General features: G+C 71.7%; 14 protein-coding genes. 4 read left to right on the forward strand and 10 right to left on the reverse strand.

The features are described 5' to 3' along the window. Positions 1–99 precede the first annotated feature (99 nt). The 10 genes from HF519_RS27200 to HF519_RS27245 form a co-directional block, all read right to left on the reverse strand. Positions 100–453 (reverse strand): hypothetical protein, encoded by a 354-nt coding sequence (locus HF519_RS27200; RefSeq protein ID WP_169415841.1) that lies wholly within the window; start codon positions 451–453, stop codon positions 100–102. Next, the gene (locus HF519_RS27205; RefSeq protein ID WP_169415842.1) at positions 450–749 is read right to left on the reverse strand and encodes a hypothetical protein; all 300 of its coding nucleotides are present in this window, start codon (positions 747–749) and stop codon (positions 450–452) included. The genes HF519_RS27200 and HF519_RS27205 overlap by 4 nt, the downstream gene beginning before the upstream one ends. 2 nt (positions 750–751) lie before the next feature. Then, positions 752–1,021 (reverse strand): hypothetical protein, encoded by a 270-nt coding sequence (locus HF519_RS27210; RefSeq protein ID WP_246245296.1) that lies wholly within the window; start codon positions 1,019–1,021, stop codon positions 752–754. Positions 1,022–1,091: 70 nt separating this feature from the next. Continuing rightward, complete coding sequence (locus HF519_RS27215) at positions 1,092–1,319, reverse strand: hypothetical protein (protein WP_169415843.1); 228 nt, start codon at positions 1,317–1,319, stop codon at positions 1,092–1,094. A 28-nt stretch (positions 1,320–1,347) separates the two neighbouring features. After that, a complete protein-coding gene (locus HF519_RS27220) occupies positions 1,348–1,602 on the reverse strand; it encodes a hypothetical protein (protein WP_169415844.1) in 255 nt (84 codons plus the stop codon). 13 nt (positions 1,603–1,615) lie between these two features. Next, on the reverse strand, positions 1,616–2,197 hold the full coding sequence (locus HF519_RS27225) for an SRPBCC family protein (RefSeq protein ID WP_169415845.1): 582 nt from the start codon (positions 2,195–2,197) through the stop codon (positions 1,616–1,618). A gap of 15 nt (positions 2,198–2,212) precedes the next feature. Further along, entirely contained in the window at positions 2,213–4,597 is a 2,385-nt protein-coding gene (locus HF519_RS27230; RefSeq protein ID WP_169415846.1) for an aerobic carbon-monoxide dehydrogenase large subunit, read from the reverse strand. Between the two features lie 11 nt (positions 4,598–4,608). Next, a complete protein-coding gene (locus HF519_RS27235; RefSeq protein ID WP_312860382.1) occupies positions 4,609–5,115 on the reverse strand; it encodes a (2Fe-2S)-binding protein in 507 nt (168 codons plus the stop codon). An 86-nt stretch (positions 5,116–5,201) separates the two neighbouring features. Beyond that, positions 5,202–6,071 carry an FAD binding domain-containing protein gene (locus HF519_RS27240; protein WP_169415848.1) on the reverse strand — a complete coding sequence of 290 codons (870 nt, stop codon included), beginning with the start codon at positions 6,069–6,071 and terminating at the stop codon, positions 5,202–5,204. A gap of 10 nt (positions 6,072–6,081) precedes the next feature. Beyond that, the gene (locus tag HF519_RS27245; protein ID WP_169415849.1) at positions 6,082–6,345 is read right to left on the reverse strand and encodes a hypothetical protein; all 264 of its coding nucleotides are present in this window, start codon (positions 6,343–6,345) and stop codon (positions 6,082–6,084) included. Positions 6,346–6,588: 243 nt separating this feature from the next. Between HF519_RS27245 and HF519_RS27250 the strand changes: the two genes are divergently transcribed. The 4 genes from HF519_RS27250 to HF519_RS27265 form a co-directional block, all read left to right on the forward strand. Continuing rightward, positions 6,589–7,482 (forward strand): FAD binding domain-containing protein, encoded by an 894-nt coding sequence (locus HF519_RS27250; RefSeq protein WP_169415850.1) that lies wholly within the window; start codon positions 6,589–6,591, stop codon positions 7,480–7,482. 4 nt (positions 7,483–7,486) lie between these two features. Next, the gene (locus tag HF519_RS27255; RefSeq protein WP_169415851.1) at positions 7,487–7,966 is read left to right on the forward strand and encodes a (2Fe-2S)-binding protein; all 480 of its coding nucleotides are present in this window, start codon (positions 7,487–7,489) and stop codon (positions 7,964–7,966) included. Positions 7,967–8,001: 35 nt separating this feature from the next. Beyond that, the gene (locus HF519_RS27260; protein ID WP_169415854.1) at positions 8,002–10,359 is read left to right on the forward strand and encodes an aerobic carbon-monoxide dehydrogenase large subunit; all 2,358 of its coding nucleotides are present in this window, start codon (positions 8,002–8,004) and stop codon (positions 10,357–10,359) included. Positions 10,360–10,364: 5 nt separating this feature from the next. Further along, a partial coding sequence (locus tag HF519_RS27265) for an XdhC family protein (protein ID WP_169415852.1) occupies positions 10,365–11,270 on the forward strand: 906 nt, incomplete at its 3' end.

Here is an 11,270-nt window from a genome sequence, read left to right on the forward strand (position 1 = left end):
CTCGCCGCCCGGACCACCGCCCACCCCCCTGACGCCCCGAGCCCTGGGGTGGGACGGCGCCGCACCCGGGGCAGGGCGCGGCGCCGTGTCGGTGGGCGGTCAGTCGGCCGGGGCGAACCCGACGGCCTCGTGCAGTCGCGACCGCCGCCGCCCGGAGGCGGGGACGGCCACCGCGGGCCGGACCACGTTGGGTGAGGCTTTGACGACGATCTTCTCGGCGAATCCGTAGAGCAGCGGTAGCGCGCCGGCCACCGTGCCGGCGGACCGGTTGATGTGCTCCACCCCCGGGCCGATCAGCTCGGCGTCGGTGTTGATCCGGGTGACGGCCTCCTCGCACGCCTCGAGGTTCGTGGCGACCCGGCCGAGCAGCGATCCGACCCAGAACAGGTAGAACGCGAGCCCGGCGATCAGCGCCGCGATGACGACGACGGTGAGGACGACCAAGGTGGTCATCGCGCCCCTCCGTTGGTGGCCGGGGTCGGGATGCTCGGGAGCACCCGGCCGAGGAACAGGTGATGCTGCAGGCCCTCGGCGAGGACCGCGTCGACGGCGTCGCCGGTCTGCGGGATGAGCGTCGTCGCCGCGGTGTTGCGGGTGATCGTCTCCAGCGTGCCGCGGATCTCCGCGACCCGCCGGTCGATGATCTTCACGAACCACACCAGCAGGCTGAGCAGTGCCGCCACGGCGAGCACCACGACGAACCCGGCGATGATCGCGATCCACCAGGCGGTGATCTCCTGGTCGCTCATGGCTATCCTCCCAGCCTCTCGCGGCCGCGGCGCAGCCCCGCGGTGATGACCTCGGCGTGGTCGATGGTCTGGCGCAGCGCGGCCAGCGGCCGGGTGTTGCGCTCGGACTGCTGCAGAGCCTCGTTGATGGCGGGCGCCTGCTTGCCGATCTTGTAAGCCAGGACCAGGATCGGGACGACCAGGGCGACGACGACGAGGACCACGACGATCCCGATCCCGAAGCCCAGGTACCACCCGGACATGTCCGGCCCGGCGGTAGGCGCAGGCGTCATGACGTCCTCCACATCGACTCGGGCGCGCGATCACCGCGACTCGCGCGCGCGAATACCGCGACTCGCGGGGTCATACGGACTCGCAGAAGTCGCGGACGGGCTTGAGATCGGCGTTCACCGACGGCAGCACGACAGGCACGGTCGACGTCGATGCGGCGATGGCCTGCACGCCCCCGGTGAGCGCGGTGAGCGTCTTGCTGACGTGACGCAGGTGCAGGATGACCCGGAGCAGACCCACCCCGGTGATGGCGATGATCAGAGCCGCGATGATCAGTGTCGCCCAGGCGGCAGCGGGCATGGCCGGTTCCCCTCTCGATCGTCGTGCATCACGGCAGCAGCTTCGCGACGCTGCCCGCGTACCGGGTCGCGCCGACCGCGACCTGGTGCACGGTCGCGTCGGTCGTGGCGAGCAGGCCGGGCACCGGCTCCAGCTGCCCGGCGAGACGTCCGCCGCCGGCCAGGATGTCGTCGGCCGCCCAGCGGATGCGCTCGACCGCGGCCAGCACCCGGTTGAGCAGGGCGACCACGACCGGGAACACCACGAACAGCAGGATCGCGTTGCCGATCCACCACAGAGTCATGACGGCTCCTCCCTCAGGGGCGCGTGCTCGGGCCGAAGAACCGGCGGATGACGCGCTTGAGCGCCATCAGCGCGGCCGCCAGGCCGATGCTCAGACCGCCGGCCGGTTTCGCGGTCCGGGTGACGGTGGCGGTACCGCCGCCACGTCCGGCGGCGATGTTGTGGGAGATGCACTCCGCGAAGCTCCTCAGCAGCACGCTGCTGACGTCGGAGATCATCCCGCGGCCGTACTGCGCCGCGGCCCCGGACACCTGCAGGTCCTGCGTGACCTCGACGGTCGTCGCCCCGCCGGCCGCGGGCACCAGGGTGGCGGTCACCGTCATGTCCGCGGTGCCCTTGCCCTTGTCCTCCGAACCTGCCGCGTGGATCGCGATGCGCCGCGCGGCCTCGTCGGCGTCGATGATCTTCGCGGTGCCGGTGAACCCCAGCTTCACCGGTCCGAGCCGGGTGACCACCCTGCCCCTGTAGGTGCCGTCGCCGAGGTCGTCGGTGAGTTCGGCGCCGGGCAGACAGGGCGCGAGACCCGGCAGGTCCAGCAGGTACTCCCACACCTCGTCCACCGGTGCGGTGACCCGGAACTCGTTCTCGATCAGCATCTGTCGACTCCCCGCTCACGCGTTCCGGAACGGCGGCGCACCGGAGATGTCCTTACCGGTCCGGATGGCGTCCCAGACCCGGTCCGGCAGCAACGGCATGTCGATGTTGCGTACGCCGGTGTGGCCGATCGCGTTCATCACCGCGTTGACGAACGCGGCCGGCCCGCCGACCGCCGCGCACTCGCCGACCCCCTTGGCCCCGATGGGGTGGTGCGGGCACGGGGTGACCACCTCGTGCAGTTCGAAGCCGGGCGTCTCCCAGGCCGTCGGCAGCAGGTAGTCCATGTAGTTCCCGCCCACGATGTTGCCCTCGGCGTCGTAGGTCTGGAACTGCATGTTCGACATCGCGTAGGCCTCGGTGAGCCCGCCCGTGATCTGCCCCTCGACGACCATCGGGTTGATCCGCACCCCGCAGTCGTCCACGGCGACCAACCGCAGCACGTCCCAGACGCCGGTCTCCGGGTCGATCTCGACCGTCGCGATGTAACAGGCGAACGGCCAGGTCAGGTTGGGTGGGTCGTAGTAGGCGTTGTTCTCCAGGCCGGGTTCCATGCCGTCGGGCATGTTGGTGTACGCGGCCATCGCACACTCCTGGATGGTCACGCCCCGGCTCTGGGCGCCGCGCACGTAGAACCGCCCGAGCTCCCACTCGACGTCCTCCTCGGACACCTCCAGCAGGTGCGCGGCGAGCTTGCGGGCCTTCGCGCGGATCTTCCGCGAGACCATCGACACCGCCGCGCCCGCGACCGGGGTGCTGCGTGAGGCGTAGGTCCCCATCCCGAACGGCGCGTGGTCGGTGTCGCCCTCCTCGACGACGATGTCGTCGGCCGGGATGCCGAGTTCGTGGCTGACGATCTGCGCCCAGGTCGTCTCGTGACCCTGTCCCTGGGTCTTCGCGCCCGTCCGGAGGATCGCCTTGCCGGTCGGGTGCACCCGCAGCTCGGCGGAGTCGAACATCTTGATGCCGAGGATGTCGTACTCGCGGCTGTTGCCGGCCCCGAGCGGTTCGGTCATCGTCGAGATCCCGATGCCCAGGTACCGGCCCCGCTTTCGGGCCTCGGCCTGCTCACGCTTGAAGTCCTCGTAGCCGATGGCGTCGAGGCCCATCTGCAGGCACTTCGCGTACTGCCCGGAGTCGACCAGGAACCCGAACGGTGTGCGGGCCGGGAACGAGTCGTCCTCCCGCAGGTTGATGCGCCGGAACTCGGCCTGGTCCATGCCCAGGTCGTCGGCGGCGGCCTGGACCATGCGCTCCTGGAAGAACATCGCCTCGGTGACACGGAACGAGCACCGGTAGGCAACCCCGCCGGGCGCCTTGTTCGTGTAGGTGCCCTGCGCGGTGATGTGGCCGTGCGGGACGTCGTAACAGGCGAACGCGGAGTGCAGGAGCCCGACCTTGAACTTGCTGGGCTGCGCGTCGGAGAAGAACGCCCCCTGGTCGGTGTCGGCGTGGAACCGGACCGCGAGGATCTTGCCGTCCGCGCGCAGCGCCATCTCACCGGTGAGGTACATGTCGCGGCCGAACCCGGTGGAGACGAGGTTGCCGGTCTTGTCCTCGATCCACTTCACCGGCCTGCCGGTGAGGATCGAGCACAGGATCGAGCACACGTAGCCCGGGTAGACCGGCACCTTGTTGCCGAACCCGCCGCCGATGTCGGGGGAGATGATCCGGATCATGTGCTCGGGCAGCTCCGCCACCAGGGCCACCGCGGCCCGGATGATGTGCGGGGCCTGGGTGGTCATGTAGACGGTGAGCTTGCCGGTCGCGGAGTTGTAGTCCGCGACCGAGCCGCAGCACTCGATCGGCGACGGGTGGCTGCGCGGGTAGTGCAGCTTCAGCTTCGAGACCACGTCGGCCTCGGCGAAGGCCCGTTCGGTGGCCTCGGCGTCGCCGACCTCCCAGCGATAGCAGACGTTGTCGGTCTGCCCCTCCTTGTCGTCCCGGATCAGCGGGGCGTCCGGGGCGAGGGCCTGCACCGGGTTGACGATCGGGGGCAGCGGTTCGTACTCGACGACGATCGCCTCGACGCCGTCCCGGGCGATGTAGGGGTCGTCGGCGACGACGCACGCGACCTCCTGACCCTGGAAGCGCACCTTGTCGGTGGCCAGGACCGCCTGGGTGTCGTACGACAGCGTCGGCATCCACGCGAGGTTGCGCTGCGCGGCCATCTCGCCGGTGAGGACCAGGCGGACACCGGGGATGGCCCACGCCTTGCTGGTGTCGATCGACTTGATCCGGGCGTGCGCGAGCGGGCTGCGCAGGATCTCCATGTGCAGCATGCCGGGCAGCACGATGTCGTCGACGTAGTTGCCCCGGCCGCGGATGAAGCGGGCGTCCTCCACCCGCTGGCGGCTCGCGCCGAGACCGCCGATCTTGACCTCGTCCAGTGCCTGCGACATTCCCTGCCTCCTCAGACCGTGACGTCGGTGCTGGCGGCTGCCGAGGCGGCGCGCTGCTTCTCAGCGGCCCACAGCACGGCCTTGACGATGTTCTGGTAGCCGGTGCAGCGGCAGAGGTTGCCCGACAGCCCCCACCGCACGTCCTCCTCGGTGGGGTTCGGGTTCTCGGTGATCAGGGCCTTGGCGGCCATCATCATCCCGGGGGTGCAGAAGCCGCACTGCAGGCCGTGCTCGGTGGTGAAGCCCTCCTGCACCGGGTCGAGCTCGCTGGGCGTGCCCAGCCCCTCGACGGTGGTGACCTCGTGCCCGTCGGCCTGGACGGCGAGCATCGTGCAGGACTTCACCGGGCGGCCGTCGTAGAGCACGGTGCAGGCGCCGCAGTTGGTGGTGTCGCACCCGATGTGCGTGCCGGTCAGCCCGAGTCCCTGCCGCAGCAGGTGCGCGAGCAGCAGCCGGGGTTCGATCTCGACGGTCCGGGGCTCGCCGTTGACCGTGACGGTGATCCGGCGCTCTTCCACGCCGCCCTCCTCGTGGATCGGATCGGACGTCGAACGGGACGTCGAACGGGACGTCGAACGGGACGTGGAATCGGACACTGTGGACATCAGGCCGCCACCGGGGCCCGGTAGCCGGACAGCGCGCGCCGGACGAACGTCGCGACGACGTGGCGCTTGTACTCGGCGCTGCCGCGGTGGTCGGTCTTGGGCCGGGCGGCCCCGGCGGCGAGCTCGGCGGCCCGGGCGATGACGTCGGGATCCAGCGTGTAGCCGACGAGGGACTGCTCGGCCTCGACGGCCTTGATGTTGCCGGCGCCCACACCGGTCAGCCCGATCCCGGCCCGGATGACCTGGCCGCCCACCGACTCGATGGCCACCGCCACGCCCGCGGTGGCGAAGTCGCCGACCCGGCGTTCGAGCTTGAGGTAGCTCCCGGACACGGTGCCCCGCGCCGCCGGGACCCGGGCCTCGACGGCGATCTCACCGGGGTGGAGTGCGTTCTGGAACGGTCCGACCACGAAGTCGACGGCCGGGATCGTGCGCCGGCCGTTCGGCCCCTGGGCGATGATCTCACCGTTCAGCGCCAGCATCACCGACGCCCAGTCGCCCTGCGGGTCGGCGTGGCACAGCGAGCCGACCAGGGTGCCGCGGGTGCGCACGATCGGGTCCGCGACCAGCGGTGCGGCCGCGGCCATCGTCGGGTGGTTGCCGGGCAGCAGCGGCGAGCGCTCCAGGTCGGCGTGCCGGCACAGCGCACCGATCCGCAGCGAACCGTCCGCGTCCTCGCGGTGGTAGGCGAGCTCCGGGATGCCGTTGATGTCGACGAGCATCGCCGGCGCTGCGAAACGCAGCTTGACCAGCGGGATCAGGCTCTGCCCGCCGGCGAGGACCTTCGCCTCGTCGCCGTGCTCGGCCAGCAGCGCGAACGCCTCACCGAGCGAACGGGGGGCCTCGTAACGGAACCGGGACGGATACATCGACGGTCTCCTATTCCGCCGAGCGGGACCGGGGTGCCCGGTCCCGCTCGGCGGGTTCGCTGATCGCCACGGGCAGCGACTCGTCCTCGGGGTCGGGCCGCGGCTCCTGGTGCGGCGGCCACGGCCCGGGGACGGGCTGGCCCGCGACCTTCATGAAGTCGACGACGGCCGGGAAGGACCAGATGGTCGGGCTCCTCCCGGTCTTCGGTGCGTTCTCCATCAGTTCGTACATGCGCGGGTTTCCGCGGCTGTGCCCGTCGGACTCGATCGCCATCGTCGGCTCGCCCCTTCGGCGGTGGTGGTGCGCCTACGGCGCCAGTTCGTCACGCGCAGTGGTGGGTTGATCACCGTTCGATGGTGCGCAACCTCACACCCGTTCCGACTGGCATGTCAAGTGCCGACATGCTGCCCCCTGCGAACCGTGAGCACACCCGTGCCCTAAGCGATGCCTTAAGTCATATTTGATGGGTTGTGTGAGCCCGGCCACGATGTCCCACACGCCGACCCAGGAGTGCGCATGCAGGTGCCCGCCCACTTCGAGTACCAGCGCGCGACCAGCGTGGACCACGCGATCGCGTTGCTCACGCGGTACGGGGCCGAGGCGCGCGTCGTGGCCGGTGGGCACAGCCTGATCCCGATGATGAAGCTGCGGCTGGCCCAGCCCGAGATGCTCATCGACATCAACGACCTGCACGAGCTCGGTGGGATCCGCGTCGAGGGCGGCGAGTTGCGGATCGGGGCGATGGCCCGGCACTCCGAGCTGCTCGGCTCCGCGGTCGCGGGCGAGCACTACCCGATGCTGCACGACGCCGAGCGCGTGATCGCCGACCCGGTCGTGCGCAACCGTGGCACGATCGGCGGATCGGTGTGCCAGGCCGACCCGTCCGAGGACCTCTCCGGGGCGTTCACCGCGCTGCGGGCCACCGCGGTGATCCGGGGCGCCGAGGGGGTCCGCAGCGTCCCGATGCGCGCGTTCTTCACCGGGCCGTACCAGACGGTCGTGGGACCCGCCGAGATCCTGGCGGAGCTGCGGATCCCGGTGCGGCCCGGCGGGGGCAGCGCGTACGTCAAGGTCGACCGCCGGGCGGGGGACTGGGCCGTCGCCGCGGCCGCGGCGGCGCTGTGGCTGGAGCCGGGCCCTGGCCCCGGGACCATCACCGACGTCGGACTCGGGCTCACCGCGGTCGGGGCCGCCGGCTTCACCGCGGTCGCGGCGGAGGAGTTCCTGCGCGGCCGCCCGGCCACCGAGGAGACCTTCGCCGAGGCCGGCCGCATCGCCGCCGAGCACTGCCGCCCCGTCGCCGACCAGCGCGGTCCGGCCGACTACAAGCGGCACCTGGCCGGCGAGCTGACCGTCAGGACGCTGCGGCGCGCTGCGGCCCGGGCCCGGGCCCGGGGTCAGGAGGCCTGAGGACGTGCAGATCACGGTGACGGTGAACGGGACCGAGCACGTCCGCGAGGTCGAACCGCGGCTGCTGCTGGTACACCTGCTGCGCGACGAACTCGGGTTGACCGGCACACACTGGGGGTGCGACACCTCCAACTGCGGTGCTTGCGTCGTGTGGATGGACGGCACGCCCGTCAAGTCCTGCACGGTTTTGGCCGCGATGGCGAGCGGCCGGCACGTGCGCACCGTCGAGGGACTGGAGGGCCACGCCGGACTGGATCAGGTGCAGCGATCGTTCATCCGCTGCCACGGCCTGCAGTGCGGGTTCTGCACACCGGGGATGCTGATGACCGCCCGCTGGCTGCTGGACCACAACCCGGATCCCTCCGAGACCGAGATCCGCGAGGCGATCGCCGGCCAGACCTGCCGGTGCACCGGCTACGAGAACATCGTGCGGTCGATCCGGCACGCCGCCCGCGCCGAGAAGTCCCGCGACGGTGCGGCGTGAGCGCCCTGCCCGGCGCCACCGACGTCCCCACCCCCATGGGGCACGGCCCCATGCTCCGCAAGGAGGACGCCCGGTTCGTCCGCGGCCGCGGCCGCTTCGTCGACGACGTGCGGCTGCCCGGGATGCTGCACGGCGCGATCCTGCGCAGCCCGCACGCGCACGCCCGGATCCTGTCGGTGGACGTCAGCGCGGCCGAGTCGCACCCGAAGGTGCGGGCCGTCATCACCGGAGAGACCCTCGCCGGGCGCGGGCTGGCCTGGATGCCCACGCTGTCGCACGACGTCGCGGCGGTGCTGGCCACCGACAAGGTGCGCTACCAGGGCCAGGAGGTCGTCTTCGTCGTCGCCGAGGACCGCTATGCCGCACGGGACGCGCTGAGCCTGATCGAGGTGGAGTACGAACCGCTGCCGCCGGTGATCGACGCCCGGCGGGCGCTGGACCCGGACGCCCCTGTCATCCGCGACGACCTCGACGGCCGCGCCGACAACCATGTCTTCGACTGGGAGTCCGGCGACGCCGCCGCCACCGATGCCGTGTTCGCCTCCGCCGAGCGCGTCTCGACCTGCGACCTGCTCTACCCGCGGGTGCACCCGGCGCCGCTGGAGACCTGCGGGATCGTCGCGGACCTCGACCGGATCACCGGCAAGCTCACGGTGCACGCCACCACCCAGGCGCCGCACACGCACCGGATGCTCTACGCCCTCATCGCCGGCATCCCGGAGCACAAGATCCGCATCATCGCGCCGGACATCGGCGGCGGGTTCGGCAACAAGGTGGGGATGTACCCGGGCTACCTGTGCTCGGTGGTCGGGTCGGTGCTCACGGGCGCGCCGGTGAAGTGGACCGAGGACCGCTCCGAGAACCTGATGAGCTCCTCGTTCGCCCGCGACTACCACATGCACGGGGAGATCGCGGCGACGAAGGACGGGCGGATCCTCGGGCTTCGGGTACGGGTGCTGGCCGATCACGGCGCGTTCAACGGCACCGCGCAGCCGTCGAAGTTCCCGGCCGGGTTCTTCCACGTCTTCACCGGCTCCTACGACGTGAAGGCCGCGCACTGCCGGGTCACCGGCGTCTACACCAACAAGGCCCCCGGCGGGGTCGCCTACGCCTGCTCGTTCCGCATCACCGAGGCGTCCTACCTGGTCGAGCGGATGGTCGACGTGCTCTCCCACGACCTCGGGCTCGATCCCGCGGCCGTCCGGATGGCCAACCTGCTGCGCCCCGAGCAGTTCCCCTACGCCTGCGCCACCGGCTGGGAGTACGACTCCGGGGACTATCCCCGCACGCTGACGCTGGCGCTCGAGATGGCGGGTTACGACGAGCTGCGCCGCGAGCAGGCCGAGCGGCGGGCGGCCTACGAGGCGACGGGCCGCGGGTCGCTGATGGGCATCGGGATCAGCTTCTTCACCGAGGCCGTCGGGGCCGGGCCGCGCCGGACGATGGACATCCTCGGCCTCGGCATGGCCGACGGCGCCGAGCTGCGGGTGCACCCCACCGGGACCGCGGTGCTGCGGGTGTCGTGCATGAGCCAGGGCCAGGGCCACGAGACGACGTTCGCCCAGATCGTCGGTGAGGAGCTGGGGATCTCCCCCGACGACGTCGAGCTGGTGCAGGGCGACACCGACCAGACGCCCTTCGGGCTGGGCACCTACGGCTCGCGTTCGACCCCGGTGTCCGGAGCAGCCGCGGTGATGGTCGCCCGGAAGGTCCGGGAACGGGCCCGGATCGTCGCCGCGGCCATGCTCGAGGTCGCGCCCGAGGACCTGGAGTGGCACAAGGGCCGCTGGCAGGTCGCGGGTGATCCGGCCGCCGGCCGCACGATCGCGCAGATCGCGCTGGCGGCGCACTCCGACCTGGACCTGCCCGACGGCGTCGAGGGGCACCTCGACGCGACCTGTGTCTACAACCCGCCCAACCTGACCTTCCCGTTCGGCGCCTACATCTGCGTGGTGGACGTCGACCCCGGAACGGGGCAGGCCACGGTCCGCCGGTTCGTCGCGGTGGACGACTGCGGCGTCCGGATCAACCCGATGATCGTCGAGGGCCAGGTGCACGGTGGGCTGGCCGACGGGGTCGGCATGGCGCTGATGGAACTGATGGCCTTCGACGACGACGGGAACCATCTCGGCGCGTCCTTCATGGACTACCTGCTGCCGACGTCGATGGAGTGCCCGTCATGGGAGCTGGGAGAGACCGTGACACCGTCGCCACATCATCCGATCGGTGCCAAGGGCGTGGGGGAGTCCGCCACCGTCGGATCACCCGCCGCCGTGGTCAACGCGGTGCTGGACGCGATCGGGGTGCGCCACGCCGACATGCCGCTCACCCCGGCGCAGGTCTGGCGGGCGGTCCAGGGCCGGCCCATCCGTCCCGACCTGGCGATCCGGTGATCACCGTGAGCCGCGGCGAGCTGCTTTCGCGGGTCGGCGACCTGCGGGCCGGCCGGACGCCGTTCGTGCTCGCGACCGTCGTCCGCGCCGAGCGCCCGACCAGCGCGAAGCCGGGGGACTGCGCCCTCGTGCTGCCCGACGGCACGATCGACGGGTTCGTCGGCGGGGCCTGCGCGGAGTCCACCGTGCGGCTGGAGGGGCTGCGGCTGCTGCAGTCCGGTGAGTCGGGGCTGTTGCGGATCACGCCGCAGGCCGATGCGGCCGCTGACCCGTCGCAGGCCGAGGGCGTGCGGACGGTCGGCAACCCGTGCCTGTCCGGCGGTACCCTGGAGATCTTCCTCGAGGCCATGGTCCCGCCGGCGCTCGTCGTGGTGTTCGGGGACGCCCCGGTGGCCCGCGCGCTGGTCCGGGTCGGGCACGCCCTGGACTACGACGTCCGGGCCGGCGTGGACCCGGAGGTGCCCATCGCAGCGGACACCGCCGCCGTCGTGGTGGCCTCGCACGGCCGTCAGGAGGTGCCGGTGCTCACCGCGGCGCTGCGCGCCGAGGTGCCCTACATCGCCCTCGTGGCCAGCCGCAAACGTTCCGCCGGGGTGCGTTCGGAGCTCGCCGCGCTCGGGATCACCGAGGACCGGCTGGCCCGGATCCACGCGCCGGCCGGGCTGGACATCGGGGCCCGGACGGCGCCGGAGATCGCCCTGTCGGTGTTCGCCGACATCCTGGCCTGCCGGCCGCGGCCCCACGCCCCGGTGCCCGGTTCGCCCGTCCGCGACGAGCCGGCGGGTCGCGGACCCGAGGGGTCCGCCACCCCGGCTGCGGCAGGTGGTTCCGGCGGCCGGGCCGCGGGTGAGCAGGCCGCCGAGGAGATCGGTGGCCCGGCCGCGCAGCTCGGTTCCGGGGCGGGTGGGGGC

The sequence above is a fragment of the Pseudonocardia bannensis genome, from assembly GCF_012911875.1.
Classification (GTDB): domain Bacteria; phylum Actinomycetota; class Actinomycetes; order Mycobacteriales; family Pseudonocardiaceae; genus Pseudonocardia; species Pseudonocardia bannensis.